This is a genomic window from Nocardia sp. NPDC049190 (assembly GCF_040648115.1).
Lineage (GTDB): Bacteria > Actinomycetota > Actinomycetes > Mycobacteriales > Mycobacteriaceae > Nocardia.
The window spans coordinates 300,758-319,234 of record NZ_JBEZDE010000001.1; the positions used below are offsets into that span (position 1 = coordinate 300,758).

13 protein-coding genes are annotated in these 18,477 nt (G+C 66.4%); 4 read left to right on the forward strand and 9 right to left on the reverse strand.

The window, feature by feature from the left end; translation table 11 throughout:
- Positions 1 to 22 precede the first annotated feature (22 nt).
- Positions 23 to 1,030 carry a ParB/RepB/Spo0J family partition protein gene (locus AB0B25_RS01095; RefSeq protein WP_357172809.1) on the forward strand — a complete coding sequence of 336 codons (1,008 nt, stop codon included), beginning with the start codon at positions 23 to 25 and terminating at the stop codon, positions 1,028 to 1,030.
- Between the two features lie 252 nt (positions 1,031 to 1,282).
- Positions 1,283 to 2,011: a GNAT family N-acetyltransferase gene (locus tag AB0B25_RS01100; protein WP_357173260.1), complete on the forward strand. Its 729-nt coding sequence runs from the start codon at positions 1,283 to 1,285 to the stop codon at positions 2,009 to 2,011.
- A 268-nt stretch (positions 2,012 to 2,279) separates the two neighbouring features.
- Here the strand turns inward: AB0B25_RS01100 and AB0B25_RS01105 are convergent, their stop codons facing one another.
- The 8 genes from AB0B25_RS01105 to AB0B25_RS01140 all read right to left on the reverse strand — a co-directional run bounded on the left by AB0B25_RS01105 (position 2,280) and on the right by AB0B25_RS01140 (position 14,573).
- Positions 2,280 to 3,473: an N-acetylmuramoyl-L-alanine amidase gene (locus AB0B25_RS01105; protein WP_357172812.1), complete on the reverse strand. Its 1,194-nt coding sequence runs from the start codon at positions 3,471 to 3,473 to the stop codon at positions 2,280 to 2,282.
- A gap of 158 nt (positions 3,474 to 3,631) precedes the next feature.
- On the reverse strand, positions 3,632 to 3,964 hold the full coding sequence (gene trxA, locus AB0B25_RS01110) for a thioredoxin (RefSeq protein ID WP_357172815.1): 333 nt from the start codon (positions 3,962 to 3,964) through the stop codon (positions 3,632 to 3,634).
- 34 nt (positions 3,965 to 3,998) lie between these two features.
- On the reverse strand, positions 3,999 to 4,985 hold the full coding sequence (gene trxB, locus AB0B25_RS01115) for a thioredoxin-disulfide reductase (RefSeq protein ID WP_357172818.1): 987 nt from the start codon (positions 4,983 to 4,985) through the stop codon (positions 3,999 to 4,001).
- Positions 4,986 to 5,091: 106 nt separating this feature from the next.
- A complete protein-coding gene (locus tag AB0B25_RS01120) occupies positions 5,092 to 5,883 on the reverse strand; it encodes a hypothetical protein (RefSeq protein ID WP_357172820.1) in 792 nt (263 codons plus the stop codon).
- A gap of 101 nt (positions 5,884 to 5,984) precedes the next feature.
- Positions 5,985 to 6,605, reverse strand: a complete 621-nt coding sequence (sigM, locus tag AB0B25_RS01125; protein WP_357173263.1) for an RNA polymerase sigma factor SigM — start codon at positions 6,603 to 6,605, stop codon at positions 5,985 to 5,987.
- Between the two features lie 256 nt (positions 6,606 to 6,861).
- Positions 6,862 to 11,238: a lipid II flippase MurJ gene (locus AB0B25_RS01130; protein ID WP_357172823.1), complete on the reverse strand. Its 4,377-nt coding sequence runs from the start codon at positions 11,236 to 11,238 to the stop codon at positions 6,862 to 6,864.
- A 234-nt stretch (positions 11,239 to 11,472) separates the two neighbouring features.
- Positions 11,473 to 14,040 (reverse strand): DUF6049 family protein, encoded by a 2,568-nt coding sequence (locus AB0B25_RS01135; RefSeq protein WP_357172826.1) that lies wholly within the window; start codon positions 14,038 to 14,040, stop codon positions 11,473 to 11,475.
- Entirely contained in the window at positions 14,037 to 14,573 is a 537-nt protein-coding gene (locus tag AB0B25_RS01140; RefSeq protein WP_357068851.1) for an NUDIX hydrolase, read from the reverse strand. Before AB0B25_RS01140 ends, AB0B25_RS01135 begins: the two co-directional genes overlap by 4 nt.
- Before the next feature lie 696 nt (positions 14,574 to 15,269).
- On the opposite strand from AB0B25_RS01140, the gene AB0B25_RS01145 reads away from it, so the two are divergent.
- Positions 15,270 to 16,730, forward strand: coding sequence for a CCA tRNA nucleotidyltransferase (locus AB0B25_RS01145; RefSeq protein WP_357172829.1), 1,461 nt, complete (start codon positions 15,270 to 15,272; stop codon positions 16,728 to 16,730).
- 5 nt (positions 16,731 to 16,735) lie between these two features.
- Here AB0B25_RS01145 and AB0B25_RS01150 read toward each other — a convergent pair whose 3' ends face one another.
- Positions 16,736 to 17,590, reverse strand: a complete 855-nt coding sequence (locus AB0B25_RS01150; RefSeq protein WP_357172832.1) for a hypothetical protein — start codon at positions 17,588 to 17,590, stop codon at positions 16,736 to 16,738.
- A 102-nt stretch (positions 17,591 to 17,692) separates the two neighbouring features.
- Here AB0B25_RS01150 and AB0B25_RS01155 point away from each other — a divergent pair, with 102 nt between their 5' ends.
- Positions 17,693 to 18,448, forward strand: coding sequence for a 5-oxoprolinase subunit PxpA (locus tag AB0B25_RS01155; protein ID WP_357172835.1), 756 nt, complete (start codon positions 17,693 to 17,695; stop codon positions 18,446 to 18,448).
- Positions 18,449 to 18,477: the final 29 nt, after the last annotated feature.

Sequence of the window (18,477 nt, forward strand, 5' to 3'; positions counted from 1 at the left end):
CGAAGAAGGGACCGATAGACCGATGAGTCAGGCGAAGAAGGGTGGGCTCGGGCGCGGTCTCGCCGCGCTGATCCCGACGGCACCGGCGGCTTCGCCAGGTCTCAGTAGCGCGGCCGCGAGCGTTATCGGTCTCGATCCCATCGGCCCACAGCCCGCCTCGACGTACCTGCATCGGGTCCCCGATCCCGCCGACGAGAGCGCCGGTCTCGCGGCCGTCTACCGAGAGATCCCGCCGGATCAGATCGAGCCGAACCCCAAGCAACCCCGCACGGCTTTCGATGAAGAAGCACTGGGCGAACTGGTGCATTCGATCCGTGAGTTCGGGCTGATGCAACCAATCGTGGTGCGCAGAGTCGAAGCGGGAGTCGACCGCTATCAGCTCGTCATGGGCGAGCGGCGATGGCGGGCATGCCAGGAGGCCGGTCTGGTCACTATCCCGGCGATCGTCCGGGAGACATCGGACGAGTCGATGCTGCGTGACGCCCTGTTGGAGAATATTCACCGGGTGCAGTTGAACCCGCTCGAGGAAGCGGCGGCCTACCAGCAGTTGCTGGAGGAATTCGATGTCACGCACGAGGAATTGGCGGCCCGGATCGGTCGTTCCCGCCCGGTGGTGACAAATATGATTCGTCTGCTGAAGCTGCCGATTCCGGTGCAGCGCCGGGTCGCGGCGGGCGTGCTGTCCGCAGGACACGCACGGGCACTGCTCGGTCTGGAGGCGGGTGCGGATGCCCAGGAGGTGCTCGCTACCCGCATCGTCGCCGAGGGGCTATCGGTCCGTGCGACAGAGGAAGCTGTCACGCTGGCGAACCGCGATCTCGATACTGCGGTGCCCTCCCCCGCTCCGCAGCGGAAGCCGATTCAGATGCCGGGTCTGCAGGACGTGGCAGAGCGGTTGTCCGGTTCGTTCGACACCCGGGTGACCGTAAGCCTGGGTAAGCGTAAGGGGAAGATCGTCGTCGAATTCGGTTCGGTCGAAGACCTCGAGCGCATCGTCGCCCTGATGGAGCAAAGTACCTCCGGCGTGTGACAGAAGTGACAAAAAATAACTTGTGATTTCGATAGGTGTGAGTCCACGGCCGAAACGTCACTGTGACGGCATGGGTTTACACGAGTCGCGGAGCGTGCACGGCTCTCGATTGAGCACCACAAGTTCTTCTAACCAACAGCACAGCGATATGGAATGAGGCGGGTTCTCTTTGATCGCTTATTCTTGCTGGCGAGCAACCATTGATGCGGCGTGAGCGTGGACGAATCGGACAGCTGGAGGCTGAGCAGAGCGGTGTCGACCAGCGTCACAGCACTAACCCTCGGCGGACTGGGGAAACTGCCCGCACATGCACGACGCTGTGTGTTCTGGGAGATGGATCCCGCGGTGGCCGAGGACTCCCGTAACTTCAGTGATCCGGTCTTCGAGAAGGAAGCCTGGCTGTCCACGGTGATGCTGGAGTGGGGTTCGTGTGGACAGGTGGCGGAGGTCGACGGCAACATCGCGGGTTGCGCGCTGTACGCGCCGCCGAGCGCGGTGCCGCGGGCCACACTGTTCCCCACCTCTCCGGTAAGCCCGGACGCGGTCCTGCTGACCACACTGCGAGCCGAATTCCCCTATCAGGATGCCGACATCGCCCACCGGTTGATCCAAGCTGTGGTGGCCGATCTGGTACGCCGCGGTGTGCGCGCACTGGAGGCGTTCGGCATTCGCAGCGACCCGCCGGCGCAGGCGTTGTCGGAGCGATTCGGTTCGATGACGCTGATGGAGCGGATCACCGCGCCGATCAAAGGTGTCGGCGCGGCGGGTCCGCTCACCGAGTGCTCGCCGGAGACCTGCATGGTCGAAGCCGATTTCCTGGAGGACGTCGGCTTCGAGGTGGTCGCGCCGCACCATAGGTTCCCGCGGCTGCGGCTCGAACTCAACTCCGATCACGGCTGGAAGGAAGATGTGGAGCGTGCGCTGGACCAGCTGCTCGCAGCGGCCTCGATGACTGCTCCCACCCGCGTCGGAGCCCGCTGACCGGAAGATGGAAATGCCCCTGGCTGGCCTCCCTGCTGGACGACCCGTCGCGCGCAGGATCGCATAGCACCGCTGCCGCGAAAATCCCAACACTGCGGCCGCCTCCTTCACCGCGACCCCAGCACCGACCAACCGAGTCAGCTGATCACCGAACTGAGCCAAATCCTCCGAAACGACTCGGTCGCCGCAACCTCTCAATCGAGAGTGTTGCGACGACCGAGTGAACCCAAGGAATCGGCAAGGGGCTTTTCGAATTTACCGCAAGAAACTACATCCGGTCGGCCGCGGCGAGTTCCTCGGCCAGCAGTTCCGCGAAAGTGTAAGTGCCCGTGGGCTGGTCGTCTTGTCCGAGTAGATACAGTCGTTTCACCGCGATCAGGATGGCTTCGGCGATCACGTCGCGCATGCGCGGGTTGGCGAGCACCGAGGCGTCGTAATCGTTTGTTAGGTAGCCGATGTCGACCTGCACGGTCGGCATCTTGGTGAGGCGCAGCAGATCCCAGGTCCGCGGATGAGTACGGCAGTCCTGCAACGAGGTTCGTGCCACTACCTCGCGCTGGATGAATCCGGCAAGCACTTGGCCGATCATGGAGACCGAGCCGTGTGAATTGCCGAAATAGAATCCGGCCACGCCGTTGGCCAGTGGACTCGGGTTGGCTGCGCAGCGGAGCGAGATCATGAGATCGGCATCGAAGGCGTTCGAGGTATCGGCGCGTTCGGCGTCGGTCGGGTCGGCGCCCCACGGTCTGGACAGGAAGGTCTCCATGCCGGTGGCGGCCATCCGGCCTTCCAGCCGGCTTGCCAAATCCCACAGAATTTCCGACTCGTAGACATCGCCGTATTCCGTGGGCACCGCGTTGCCCTGGTGTTGTCCGCCGAGACCCGGGTCGATGACGATCCGCTTGCCGGTCAGCTGCGGGCCGGCCCGATGTACCACCTCTTCTTCCGCGATCCGGTGTGGATTACCACCGGTGACCCGGGCTCCGAGCAGGTCGAGCGAGCGCAGTGTGTCAGGACCGCAGATGCCATCGGCGGACAGGCCGATTTCCCGCTGGAAAGCGGTGAGTCCTTCGTGGGTATGCGGGCCGAAGTAACCGTCTACGCGGTGGACGTAGAACCCGAGGTCCTGCAGCCTGCGTTGCAGAGTGGCCACGTCGTCGCCGTAGAGCGGCGCGGAGAGTTGATAGATCAGCGTTCGCGCGCCGAGCCGGTAGGACGCCTCTTTCAGGGCACGGTAGGTCGCCGGACCGATCACGCCATCGACCAGCAGACCACGATGCTGCTGGAACGCACGCACCGCGGAGTCGAGATGATGGTCGAAAGTCGCGTCGATGCCCTTCCAATATTCGCGTGCGTCCGCGTGATCGGAACCGACATGCGCGAGTAGGAACCCGAGACTTGCCAGGGTGCTCCGAACCTCTGCGACGGCTGGACCGGTATCGCCGTGACGAAGTCGGTGCATGCGTGAGAGCCCTTTCCTTTCGTCAACCCGCGGGTACCCACTCATGCGATGGGACACCTTTCGCACGACAGGAGCGTCGGTCGATTGTCGCAGACCCGGACCGGATTCCGGCAATTCCCGCGTCCGGATATCCTACGGCGCGTCATCCGATCGCGCCGCTAGATAACGCCTTCGAGTTCGCGAAGAAGGGCCGCTTTACCCTTCGCCCCGACAATCTGTTTGACCGGCTTACCGCCGCGGAAAAGCATCATAGTGGGCAGCGAAAGAATCTGATAATCGCGGGCCGTGCTCGGGTTGGCATCCACATCCAACTTCGCGATGGTCAGCTTGTCCGCGTGTGCTCCCGCGATCTCCTCCAGAACGGGAGCGACCATCTTGCACGGGCCGCACCAGTCGGCCCAGAAGTCGACGAGGACGGGCTTCTCGCTGAGCAACACGTCGTCGGCGAAGGACGCGTCGGTGACGACGACCGTGTTGACAGACTCGGACATAGGTTTCTCCTTGTGGTGAAGCCGCGACAGCAACTCAGTTGGCGGGGACGGCGACCGAATCAGTGGCGTTGTCGAGGGTATTCGAGGTGATATCGCCCTGTTCGGCGAGCCAGCGCTCGGCGTCGATGGCCGCGCGACAGCCGGTGCCCGCCGCGGTGATCGCTTGGCGGTAGGTGTGGTCGACCAGGTCACCCGCCGCGTACACGCCGGGGATCTTGGTGGCGGTCGACGGGTGCAGCACCTGCACATAGCCCTCGTCGTCCAACTCGACCTGGCCTTTGACCAGTTCGCTGCGCGGATCGTGGCCGATCGCCACGAACAGGCCGGTCGCGGCCAGCTCGGAGGACTCACCCGTGCTGGTGTCGCGCAGGGTCAGGTGGGTGACGCTGTTGTCCCCGTGTACCTCGGTCACCTCGGCGTTCAGCACGAACGTGATCTTCTCGTTCGCCTTCGCCCGCTCCAACATGATGCGGGAGGCGCGGAACTCCTCGCGGCGGTGCACGATGGTGACGCTGGAGGCGAACTTGGTCAGGAAGATGGCCTCCTCCATCGCGGAGTCGCCGCCGCCTACCACGACGATGTCCTGTCCCTTGAAGAAGAAGCCGTCGCAGGTAGCGCAGGCGCTGACACCGCGGCCCAGCAGCCGCTGCTCACCCGGCACGTTCAGGTAACGTGCGGCTGATCCCATGGCGAGGATCACGGCATATGCCTGATAGGTCTGGTCGCCGACGGTGACCTTCTTGATCGGACCGCTGAGATCGATGGCGTCCACGTCCTCGGTGCGGATGTCCGCGCCGAACCGCTTTGCCTGCTCGCGCATCTCCTCCATGAGATCGGGGCCCATGATGCCGTCCCGAAAACCCGGGAAGTTCTCCACCTCGGTGGTGGTCATCAGCGCGCCGCCGAACTGGGTTCCCTCGAACACCAGCGGCTGGAGTTCGGCACGACCCGCATACACCGCGGCGGTGTAGCCGGCGGGTCCGGAGCCGACGATGATCAGATCGGAGACTGGCGTGCTCATGAGGCCCTTCCCGGGGGAATCAGTAGACGTGTCGGTCAACAACAGGGTAATGGTTGTTGTTCCCACGTCGGCCGGGTCACGCCAGGGCGTGGCCGATATCGCGCCGTCAGCCGATGTCCCGCAATGCCCTCCGCTGAGGATCATCTGCGCGACAACCTGTTCCGACGACGAGTGCGGTGATCTTGGGTGGGTGGGGGCCGGCGAGCAGGATGAGAACCGCGGCGCGGTCCTGAAAGGTGATATCGGTGGAGCCGAGCACCTTACGGTCGAGCCCGTTCGCCTGAACACAGCGATCGAGCGCCCCTGGGCGGGCGAGCAAACCACTGACGTCATGGCGGCCCAGCGCGCTGAGTGCGACAGTGCCGGTGAGATCGGCGCCCAGTTCGCCGTTGTCGGTGGTCGGCTGGGCGCCGGGTGCAACGTCGTCGTCATCGCGCAGCGTCGACCCGACCACCCCCGCGCAGGCCACAACCACGATCGCGGCGGCAGCCGCGGTGAGTCGACGCATTCTGCGGCGGCGCACGTCGAACTGGACCGACTGGGTGGGAACGGCGGCAGCAATCGACGGCCCGTCATGTGCGATCGCCGACGAGTGCGGTAGTGGGTGAATCGTCGCCGCAGGTGCGGCGGGCACCTCTGAACGGTCCAGTTCCTCGACGAACCGTCCGAGCCGGGTGGCAACGTCTGCCGGCATGGTGTGGATGATCTGCTCATCGCGGCCGAGAGCGCGCACCTCAGCGCTGACATCGTCGAGCGACTGCAGGAAGCGCAGCGCCTCCGGGTCGCGCGACACCATCGGCCACAACTGTTCGCGCTGCTCCGGCGTCACGTTGTCGGCGTGCAAGTCGGCGAGCAATTCGGCCGTGAACGGAGGCTGCGGCACGGACCTGGTTGCCATCGCACCTCCGTTTTTCGGATCTGACATCGCAGGGATTCCCTCGACGACGGGAACTACATGTATACGTTCAATGGTTCGTCACTACTAATGACGCATCTCAGCTACCTCCGGTTCCCCGGATCACGCAGGAATTCCAGACGTTCTTTCAGCCGCTGCCGCGCCCTGGCACATCGACTCTTGATCGTCCCCTCCGGCACACCGAGCATCGCGGCTGCTTCGGCCACGCTATACCCCTCCAGATCGATCGCGACCAGCGCGGTTCGTTGATCGGGTGGCAGCGAGAACAAGGCGTGATCGACGACCATGGTGGTCTCCATTTCGGCCATCTCATCGCGATCGTTGCTGGGTTCGGGCATGGTCTCGGGCGAAAGTGAGAGCGCGTACCTGGTCTTGTTGCGCCGGATCCGGTCCAGACAGGCGTTCACGACGATCGCGTGCAACCAGCTGCGCACCTCGGCCTCGGCGCGGAACGACGCTGCCGTGCGGTGAGCCGACAGCAGCGCATCTTGCAGCGAATCGGCCGCGTCTTCACGCGTATAGGAGGTGCGCAGGGCGGTCTGCCAGAGATGGTCGTTATGCCTGCGCAACAACTCGGCGAATGCGTGCCGCTCGCCGCGCACATGCGCACGGAGCAGTTCGACATCGGTATGTTCGTCGGGTACGAACGAGCGTTCACGGTACGCGACCGGGCGCGATGTCCCCCCGCGAAGTTCCTCGTTCAATTCGGACGACAAGTGCCAACCCCTCGGACAACGCTCACGGCGGCGGGCACGGTAGACCATCGCCGAAATTTCGCAGCATCCAGGATCGAGAAACCAGAACCCGGGAAGCTCCCCTGATGAGAGCGCACCAAGATCATATCGCCCGTACGGATCAGGCAGCAACAAAACCGATCGGGCCGAGAGTGGCGGACCGCGCGTCGCATGGCGCGCGAGCGAATGGCCTGCACGAACGATGCGTGCGGCGGTGTGGGCCGGACTAAGGCGCGGCGTCGAAGCGAATATCGGTGACAGCGGTTTGGAACTGACCTCCGGAATTCCCCAGTCCGGTGATCCAGACGAGCACGTAGCGGGCGGCTTGGTCGGCGCGCACCGGGATATCGGTGACGCCGTTGGCCAGCCGGGCGGAGCCGATCAGCTGGGTCTGATCCAGCGTCGGCGAGCTGGTGGGCGAGGTGCGTATCTCCACGGACGTGCCCGGACTCGGCGAGCTGATCGAGACGCTGGTCAGCTTGGCTGGACTGGGCAAGGTGGCCAGCAGGCCGACCCCCTTCTTGAGGGCCGGGAACTGCTGGAAATACTGATCAGTGCGCCACTGGGTGCCCGGATCGTCGTCGAGCACCGCCTGCACGTTGCTGATGCCGTCAGGGGTGCCTTCCGGCGAGAACACCGACACCCCCGTCACCGGCACCGGCACGCCATCCGGCGCGATGTTCGGGCCGGCGGCGGCCGGTGTCGGTGAGGGTTGGCTGTTCGTCGTCAGGCCGATGTTGCGCTGTTCGTTCAGTGGCGCCTCCGAGGCGCCCGGCGCGAACACACTGACCATCCACCAGATAACGATGCCGACCACGAGCGCGGCGAGAATGCCGAGCCCGACCATGATCCACATCATGCGCTGCGATCGCTCCCGCTCCGCCGCAAGCAATTCCGGATCGGCGAGTGAGTCGTCGGTGCGCGCGGGTGCGCGCTGGCCGAGCCGCAGTACCGGGATGAGATCGGTCTTCTGGTCGACCACCGATGCCTGCTCGAGCACGTGCTGCACGGTGGCGGCAGTACGCACGCCCTTGTTCGACTCCAGCGAGCGCACCGCGACCGCGGAGATCTCGAACGGCACCTCGGGACGGATCTGGCGCGGTTCCACCGGCGTACCGTCCGGGCCGAAGTCGGCAGGTCGCAATCCGCCGACCGTCGCGGAGGGACCGCCGGCGCGGATCGGCCAGCGCGCTGTGATCAGCGCGTAGAGCATCGCACCGAGACCGCGCACGTCGGACTGAGCGTCGGAATCGGACAGGGTGCCCGGGAAGGCGAGCACCGCGTCGCCCGACGCGCTGATCCGCACCCGATCCGGATGATCGATCGACAGCGACCCGCCGCCACGATGGGCCAGCTCCGCCGCTGAGGCGAGGGCACGGATCGCCCGAGCCGCGCCGATCGGCGAGGGCACCGTCTCGGCCATCTCGCGCAGCGATCGGCCCGGCGTCCACTCGGCCACCACGATGCCGCCGGAACTGCCGCGAACGACGTCCAGAACACGGGCGAGTCCGGGCGAGTTGATCCGACCGAGTCGTAGCGTCCGGGACAGGATCGCCTGCGGCCCGTCCTGGCCGGAGTTGTCGGTCGCCTTCTGATCGGCGTCGACGAACGTGAGCGCGACCTCCCGGTCGAGCTTGATGTCGAGTGCCTGCCAGAACCTCAGGCCGCGTGCTCCGCCGTGGCCTGCCAGCAGCCGATAGCGACCACCGGCCACCGATGCGCCCGGAATCAGCTTGGGGCCACGCGGAACTCGCCGTGCGCCCAGGTTCTCGCCACCCATGGGCGGCATCTCTGGCGAGCCGATCGGGATCATCCCGGTGTCGTACATCGGATCGCGCGGCGGCATATGTCCGTCCGGTGCTCTCATAGCGTCCTGATTCGGTGGGGCCGCCCCGGACGCGTTGTTCGCGTACGTGGGATCCATCGGCTCCCCCGCGGTCGGTGGTAGATCGATGGATAGTCCGCCGGCCGTGGTCGCAGAAGAATCGGCGGCCGGGACGCCCCCCACCGCGTCGTCGCTCACCCTCGGTCCTCCTTCGCCCTGATATGTCGAGGTTCCGGCGAATTCGCCACTTGTGCTCTTCTGCCGAACAGGGTACGGGAACTCGCCCATGCCGGTGATGTCAACGGCATCGGCTCGAATCACCGGCAGCACCATCGTCTGGGCGTCCATGTACGGATCGAAGCGCGGGTAAGCCAGATACGGGTCCGGTCTGCGGAGGACCTGTGTGATGTAAGGATCTTCCGCCGGGCTCTCCAGATCCAGTTCCGGAGCGGGCGGGGTCCAGCCGAGGCGCCGCGAGATGGCCACGGTGATGGCGACGATCTCCGGTATACCGGCCAGGCGCATCAAGCCGAAGGCCACCGTCAACATCACGATCGCGGTGATCGCCACCCGGATCAGCGAGCCTGGACCGCCGAACGACGCGGTCAGCCGATCGAGGCCGAGGATCCGGTCCACGATCCACATCACCGCGCCACCCGCGAGCGATGCCAGTACGACACGGGTCACCGTACGACCGACGTTGGCCATCCTGAGATCGCCCAGACTCCGGTGCAACAGATAGCCGCCGACCACGGCGCCGACCGCGAAGCCCAGACCGTTCGCGACGCCGAGGGCGATCACCACATGCTCGGCATCCGTGACAACCGGCGCCAGCGCCGAGAAAACAATCTTGGCGGCAGTGATGCCGAGAATGATCCAGGTCGGGATCCACGCCTGCTCTCTGGCGTAGAACACGCGCAGGTGGATGAGCACCAGCGAATACGGGATCAGTGCGAAGGCGGACCAACTGACCGCGAGGCCGAGGCGTTCGGCATCGGAACCGAAGTTGCCGTACCCGTACAGCGCCTGACCGACCTGCGGACCGGCCAACGTCAGAAACGTGACCACCGGAACCAGCGCGATCATGGTCAACCGGGTAGCAGCGGAGAGATCGTCGACCACTGCGGGTGTGTCGTCCGCCGCCGCGTTGCGGCTCAGCCGCGGCATGATCGCCGTGAGCACCGTGACGCCGAGCACGCCGTAGGGCAACTGAAGCAGCAGCCATGCGTTGTTGTAGATCGCCGGACCCGCTGCGTCGGCGTGCGACGAGATCCGGGTGGCGAAGATGAAGCCCGACTGACTGATCAGGACATACAGAATGATGGCGGCGCCCATGCCGCCGAACTGCTTGAGTCGTGCGTCGACACCCCATAGCGGCCGCAAGTCGATGCCGGCCCTGCGGATCGCCGGAACCAGGCTCACCGCCTGCACCACCACACCGATCGTGACACCCAAGCCGAGCACCAGGAGCTTAGGGTCGCTCATCCGGACCGGGTCCAGCGTGATCTCGCCAGGCATCAGCACGTACAGGCCCAGCACCGCCAACACGACCAGATTGTTCAGCACCGGCGCCCACGCTCCGGGCTTGAACATCTGTCGGGTGTTCAGGATGGCTGTGAGCAACGCCGACATGCCATAGAACAGGATGGCGGGCAGCAACAGGAAAGCCAGCGCCGTGGTGAGTCCGGTGTTCACCTTGCCGTCGTCGGACAGGAAGACGTGCGTGGCCAGCACCGGCGCCGCCGCGGTAGCCAACAGTGCCGCCGTCGCAAGGACGACGAAGGCAGCGGTCACCAGACGTCGGACGAACGCCGCGCCGCGATCGGGGTCCTCCTGCTCGGCGCGTACCAGTGTCGGTACGACGATCGCGGTGAGCACCGCGCCGAGTACCAACTCGGCGATCATGTTCGGGATCTGGCTGGCGACGGTGAACGCGCTCGCGATCGCCGGGCCGAGCACGGTGAGCAGCAGTAGTTGCTTACCGAAGCCGGTGATGCGGCTGATCAGCGTGGCGAAGGCGATCGATCCCGAGTCGCTGAGCAGCCGGGAACTCGAGCCCTGGCTCGGCTCCGCCGCCTTCTGCTCCGTCCCGGTAGCCGCAGGCCATTCCTGGGTCCGGGGACGATTCGGCTCGGCCGGTTCGTGCCGGACCGGAGCGGGCGGCCGCTGCACCGGCGGAGCATATGGCTGTGGTTGGGCCGGGGCGTATCGCGGCGGCGTCGCATGGCCGGATTCCGGGGCGACGGCGGGGACCGGACCCGACTGCGGCGGGCGTTGGGCCATCGGAATGGGACCCGACTGCGCTGGGCGCAGCGGCGCCGGCGGTGATCCGGGTTGCGGTGCGCGTGCGGCATGGGGCGGCGGGCCCGGCGGCGCCGGCCTGGGTATCCCACCGGGTTGCCCCGGTCCGGGGCGAGTAGGACCGGGCGGTACCGGGCGCGGCTGCGCAGGACCCGGCGGTGCGGCCGGATACTGCCACTGTCCGGGGTGCTGAACGGGACCTGGTCGCGGTGGCGGCATCGGTGGCCGCTGTGGTCTCGGCTGCTGCTGTGGCGGCGGTAGGCGCTGGCCCGGCTCCTGCTGCTGTGCGGGGGTGGCAGGATGGCTGACCCGCGGGACTCGTGGCATCTGGCCGCTGTACGGGCCGGCGTTCACGTCCGGCTCCTCGCCCTGTGGCGGGCGGCGTTCCCACGGTGCGACCGGCGCACGGCGTGCCGGTGGCCCGTCACGCCGCTCGTTCGGTCCAGGCCGATGAGCCGATATGTCATCGTCGCTCATCATGCCTCCTGTAACCGCCGGGATGTCCGCATCCCCGTGGATGCGGTGAGCCGCGTCGTGCTGGAACGCCCGTAGTGACCGGCGAACACTCTGCCCATCGCCCCCTCCGATCCGTGTCGGCGCGGGAACACTCGTGATTGTCCCCCACCGTGCCACATGACACGGCGGCATGGCGCATCGACACAGGTGAGAGTGGTTTTCGTGAGCCAGTCGACGGTTCGCGCACGGTGGCTCCTAGTGCTGCTCCTGCTCTTGCAGAACCCGTCGCCGCGCGCGGCGGTACCGGTTGACTCGCCGTCTTTTGCCGGGGTCGAAGCCCTCGTCCGCCGGGTCGGGCTGTCCGCGGAACCGGCGCCACAAACGGCGACCGGCCAAGAAGAACAGCAGGAGTCCGGCGCATGCGGTAATTATCGCCAACGCCTGACCGTAGGCGTTCGAGCGCACCGAGACCTGCGTCGGTTTACCGAGCGGAATTCCTTCCGACGTGGTAAGCGAGATGGGAATGACCAGGTTGCGGCTGTCACTGACCTCGGTCGGAATTTGGAATGACCGCGTCCTGTTCGCCGGAAGCTGTTGCTCGCCCGGATCCGTGATCTTCGTCTCCGCCGGCGCCTCGATCCGGAACCGGACGCGGATCGCTACCGGCAGATCGTTGCGCGCGACCAGCAACAACGGACTTTGTTCCGACGCCAGCGTGTACACCCCACCCGGCGGAAGCACAGTGACCGACCGGTAGAGGTCGTCGATCGTCCGGGTGGTCTGGTCCAGTCGCCGCTGGGCGAACGTGTCCGGTTGCGGGGTATCGCCGGCGCGCCGATCCGACAGACTCAGCACCCTGACCAGATCGTCGCGCAACGGGGTCAGGAAATCATGCGGGGTCGGTTCGGTTTCCGGCACGTCGACCAGCGCGTTCATCATCTCGCTGATCCGACGGCCTTGGTCACGCACCGGAACCACGAACCGGTCCGGCACCGCGTCCAGCGCCGCTTGCGACAGATAGTCCAACTCGTAAGGCTGCGGGTCCGGTGGCAGCGCCACCAACTCGGGGAACGGGCGCGCCGTGGCGATATTCGCGCGCAACAACAGCTCGACCTGGCGCAGCAGCGCGGTCGCCTCGTCCCGGTTCGCACCCCACTGCTGCGGCGGAACGAGCAACTGCGAACGCGGCCCGCTCGCCTGGGGGTTCAGCGCACTCCAGGAGACAGCCCCCAGAGCATCCTGCAGCCGCGCGGCCCGCGAATCGTTGGTGATCTCGTAGCGCACCCGAGATGGAGTGAACGACGGCGTCGGCGGGTTGGAGCCGACTGCGGCCAGCGCCGTCGCGGACCAGATGTCGAAGGTCGCGGCATGCAGCGCGGAATCGGCCGCCGGACCGGGCGCCGGCGTCGGTGCTCCGGCGGCCGGAGGCACGGATGCGGGTCCGCTGGACGGCTGAATCGCGGTGATCGCCGGCATCCGAACGATTTCCGGGCTCGTCGGGTCCGCAGTCTGCGTCAGCGAGCTCGAGTTGGCAGTCGTCTGATGAGCGCTTTCGGCGTTCGATCGCGCCGAATCCGCGGTGCCCTCCGCAACCGCCGCTGTGTCGGCGAGCACAGCGGTACCGAAACCGTGACTGCGCAACAGGAGTCCGGCACTGTCATCGATACTGCCGGAATCGGGCAGACTGACCCCGCGCACCGAGCGGGTGGTCAGGATCGAATCGACGATGTCAGCAGGTTCGCTGATGGCGCGCGCGGACAACGCCGGATCGTTCACCGCCGCCAGCGCTGCGAGATCGACCTGCGCGAACGGCAGCGCCACCGTGCACATCGATCCGGCCAGACTGCGCAACCGATCCAGCCAGGTCTGCGCCTGGTCGTCACCGGTACCCGCCCTGGTCGCGCCATCGGGATCGGACGGACTGGCCAGCACCCGATAGCCCTTGGTCATCGCACGCACCGTGAGCAAGAGATCGGGGTCTACGGCCAGGCACACCGCCGAGGACAAGGTGCGGTCCCGGCCGTCGCTGCCACCGAGCACCCCTTCCAGCGCGGCCAACAGTTGATCGAGGCGGCCGCCCTTGCCGAGCGAAGCCGCCAGCTCATCGTCGGTGAGTTCCACTTTGCCGTCGACACTGCCCGGATGCCCCGCGACCTGCCGCGGGCGGTCGGCCAGCGGCCACAGCAACGTCGTCGCCACCGGGGCATCGGTCGGCGGGTGTACCGCCTCGATCACCGAACCGGACGCGGTGTCGCCCGCGACAGGCGAGGGCAGGCCGAGCACCGGCAGGAGAAACCTGGCGTCGTCGAGCCTGGCCTGGGTGCCGTACGCCGGTTCGCCGTTCACGTTCAGCAGCAGCGGGTACACACCGGGATCGCTGATGCCCAGCGACGGCGAACCGCTCTCGGAGCGCAACGGCATGCTCAGCGTGAACTGCTTGCGCTGCCCGGGATTCAGCCGCTGCGCGACATCCTCGAACTCGCCGGCCACGTCATAGTTGACCTGGTCGAGACGCAGAGTCGCGCGCAACCCACTCGGCGCGGTGATCGCCGCGGCTCGCTGCAGGCGGACGCTGACATCGTCCACCACACGGTCACCGATATTGGTGACCGTCCCCGAAACAGTCAGCAGCGGATCACTGGTGGCGGTCACCGTCGTCGGTGACACCGAATCCAGTGTCAGCTTCAAGAATTTCGCGTTCGAGGTGGATCCGGACCCGGTGGGCTCGGCCACAGCCGCCGGAGAAACCAGCAGCGGCAGCGTCGCCATCGGGCCGAGGATGGTCAGGACCGCCACGAAGATCCGGAACAGTCCACGCGTCATCGCTTGCCGGTCTCCATCCGGTCGATCAGCTTGTTGGCCATCTCAGCCAGCCGCCGTTCATCGGCATAGGCCAACCGAGAATGTAGCTCGCTCAACGGAACCCACGCGACCTGCGTGACCTCCACATCGGCGTCGGACAGTTCACCACCGACCGAACGCAGCAGATAATGATGCACCGTTTTGTGTACCCGCCGACCATCGGTCACGAACCAGTAATCGATATCGCCCAGCTCGGCGACCACGACACCATTGATGCCCGTTTCCTCAGCGACCTCGCGGATCGCGGTCTGCTCGGCGGTCTCGCCTTCTTCGATATGTCCCTTGGGTAGCGACCACAGTAATCGCCCGCGGCGATCGGTGCGCCCGATCAGGGCCGCACTCCGCTTGTCCCGTGGACCGTCCAAGCCGTCGACGACGAGTCCGCCGGCCGAGGTCTCACGGACCGTGCGCATCCGCGGCTTCGCGGCATTGGCGGCCGAACCGCGGCGCCGAGGCTGGCGGCGTCGACTGTTCGCACGATCGGCCGGAGACACCTGGCAATCCTACTGTGTTGGTTTGGCAGCGCCTTCGGCGCTGCGTGTTCGCGGCTGTGTTGGTTTGGCAGCGCCTTCGGCGCTGCGTGTTCGCGGCTGTGTTGGTTTGGCAGCGCCTTCGGCGCTGCGTGTTCGCGGCCCCTGTGTGGCTCGCGTCCGAGCGACCGAGACTTGCGCCTTCGGCGCGTGCGCTTCGGTCGCTCGGACGCGAGCCGGGCCGCGAACGTGCTCGTCGGGCTCGCACTCGACGAGGTGTGTGGGTGGCGATCAGGCGGTTTTCAAGCGACGCGTGCTGCTCGAACGTCGGGGAGATTGCATAACCGCAGGCAGTGGCGGCGGTCAGCGGAGACTGCCGAGCGGCGGGTTCGCCACCTTCGAGCACACATCGGGCACAGCGGCCTTTCTGCGGCGGGGCTCGCATTCGGGTGGTGGATCGAGTGGTTCGTCCATGACCGACCGTCAACGAACCGGACAGAGCTGGACAGAGCTGGACGGCTTTCTTCCTCGACCGGGATCGTTTGACAGCACTGAATCGCCCCGATGGTTGTCGAGGCGGGTGGGGCCAGGGCTATGCGGCTTCGGCGTTGCGGTGTTCGGGTAGCGCCAGCTCGGCTGATGCGGGAGTCCATCTCTGTCGGCGCTGCTGCTCGGGCTGCCTGGAATCTTCTTTGCCGTGCCTCGGTAAGCTGCTCATTCGTGGTTTCGCCCAAGTCTGAGGACGCTGCGCTGGATAGACGTACCCGATTGCTGGCTGCGGCTGCGGTGACCCTCGGGGCGCTGTCGGATGTGCTGACGCCCCTGGGCGAGTTGTTCGCCGCGCGGGGGCACCAGTTGTATCTCGTCGGCGGCAGCGTGCGGGACGCGGTACTCGGCCGGCTGGGTACCGATCTGGATTTCACCACCGACGCGCGGCCTGAGGTGGTGCAGGCGATGCTGCGCGGATGGGCTGACCATCTATGGGACACGGGTGGCCTGGCGTTCGGCACGGTCAGTGCGTCCAAGGGTGACCAGCAGCTGGAGATCACCACCTTTCGCGCGGACAACTACGACCGGATTTCCCGCAATCCCCAGGTGACCTTCGGCGACACGCTGGACGGGGACCTCGTGCGCAGGGACTTCACCGTGAACGCGATGGCCGTCCAGATCGGCGCGGACGGCGCTCTGGAGTTCATCGATCCGCTCGACGGTATGCGTGCCCTGCTCGACGGCCTGCTGGATACGCCTGCCGCGCCGGAGGATTCGTTCAACGACGACCCACTGCGGATGCTGCGCGCCGCACGATTCGTTTCCCAGCTCGGGTTCGAGCTGCACCCCAGGGTGTCGGCCGCGATCACCGCGATGGCCGATCAGATCGACCGGATCACCGCCGAGCGGGTGCGTGTCGAGCTGGACAAGCTGATCGCCGGCGCGCATCCGATCGACGGCATCAACATCATGTGCGAGACCGGGCTCGCCCAGCGGGTGCTGCCCGAGGTGCCGGCGATGAAACTGGAGATAGACGAGCACCACCAGCACAAGGACGTCTACTGGCATTCGCTCACCGTGCTGGAACAGGCTATCGACCAAGAGGAAGGCGACCCGGACCTGGTGTTGCGCTGGGCCGCGCTGCTGCACGACATCGGCAAACCCGATACCAAGCGCAACGAGGCGGGCGGCGGTGTCAGCTTCCACCATCACGAGGTGGTCGGCGCGAAGATGGTGCGCAAACGGATGCGGGCGCTGAAGTACCCGAAGCAGTTCACCGAGGACGTGGCCCGGCTGGTGTTCCTGCACCTGCGCTTCCACGGCTACGGCAAGGGCCAGTGGACCGATTCGGCGGTACGCCGCTATGTCACCGACGCCGACGACCTGCTCCCCCGACTGCACAAATTGGTCCGTGCCGACTGCACCACCCGCAACAAGCGCAGGGCGGCTGCGCTCCGCGCCACCTACGACGAGCTCGAAGAGCGAATCGATCGGCTGCGCCAGCAGGAGGACCTGGCCAAAGTCCGCCCGGACCTGGACGGCAACGCGATCATGGAACTGCTCGGCCTGTCGCCGGGTCCGGAAGTCGGCCGGGCCTGGCAGTACCTGAAGGAGCTGCGACTCGACCGCGGTCCACTCACCCGGGACGAAGCCGAATCGGCGCTGTTGGAGTGGTGGAAGAACAAGAGCTGACCTGGTCAGAAGACGATCAGGGTGGTGCCGGCGAGGATCGCGGAGCGGATCTGAGCGAGGTCGAACGAGCCGGTGACCTCTGGCAGTTCGATCCGGAACCGGATCAGATCGTCCGCGCGGGTCGCGGACACGATCCGGGCGTTGTGGGGCAACTCGAGCGGTAGCGGGGGGATGCCGAGCATCCGATGCGGTACCCGGATGCCGAACCAACCCGCCTTGCGGACGATGATGGCGAGCCGGTTGTCCGTTACCGACGCGTCGACCAGGGCAGTCATTCGTTTCCGGCGGTGTCGTGCCCGGATCGACCCGCTCTCGTGCATGTCCAGCGTCCAGTCCAGTGCGCGCGTATTGAGCCACTCGACCAGCGCGGCGGTGGTGACGGTGCCGTCGATGTCGAGTTGGGCGGCGCGCAACTTGGTCGGCACGCCGGGGATCAACCGCACTCCCTGCGCGACGACGGTCATGGTCTCGATCGGGTGGTCGTCCCAGCGCAGCCCGGTCAACACCGTCTTGGATTGGAAGTGCGCGCCGCGGCGGCGCACCTTCAGCATTCGCAAGGTGGCGTGCAGATCGTGACCGAGCAGCGTCGCGCTGACCTCTTGGCCGCCGAACCTGCTCAGGATGCCCTCGCTGAGCATCGTCATGACGACGTCGGGCATCAGTGCCGTGATGGTGCCCGCGCCGAGGTCGGCGACCGGATCCACCCAGGCGGTGCCGAGCCCGATCCACTGCTCCAGCCAGGACTGATCGAACAGGCGCTTCCCGAGATCGACAGCCCGCATCGGCGACCAGGACGTCGGATCGAAATACGCGGCCATGATCGTTTGAGCGTACTTGGCCGCGCAGAGTGGAACCACCACGTGTGTGATCGAGGTCGCGCCCCCGGACCTCCTTGCCGGTGGACCTGTTCGGCACGAGAATCGGAGGTCCATCCGCAACATATCGTCGCTGGGAGTACTCATATGCCGCTGGACCTCAACAGTGATCTCGGCGAGGGCTTCGGGCCGTGGACGATGGGTGATGACGCCGCGATGCTCGACATCGTCACCAGCGCCAACATCGCCTGTGGTTTCCACGCGGGCGACCCGTCGATCATGCGCAGGACCTGCGCGCTCGCCGTCGAGAAGGGGGTGCGGATCGGTGCCCACGTCGGCTATCGCGACCTGGCGGGTTTCGGTCGGCGCGAGATCGCCGTCGCGCCCGACGAACTGCGCGACGAGGTGTTGCATCAGATCGGTGGTCTGGACGCCTTTGCGAAGTCCGCGGGCGACCGGGTGCGGTATGTGAAGCCGCACGGGGCGCTCTACCATTCGGCTGCGCGCGAGCGGCAGCTGGCCGACGCGGTGCTGGCAGCCATCCTGGAGTACGACCCGCGACTCGGGCTGCTCGGCCCGGCCGGAACCCAGCTGGAGTGGGCTGCGCAGGAGGCGGGAATACGATTCGTCAGCGAAGGTTTCGCCGACCGGGCGTACACGCCGACGGGAACGCTCGCTGCGCGCGGTATGGCCGGCGCGGTGTTACAACCGAACGAAGCGGCGGCGCAGGCCGTTTCGATCGCCATATCGGGTACCGTGCGCACGGTCGACGGGTCTGGCGAGGTGGCGGTGCGAGCGGCGAGCATCTGCGTGCACGGTGATTCGCCCGCGGCAGTGGACATGGCCCGCCTCATCCGAAGCACGCTGGACAAAGTCGGCGTGTCGGTGCAGCCGTTCGGCTGAGGCCGAGCGATGCTGATGAAGGGTGGTGC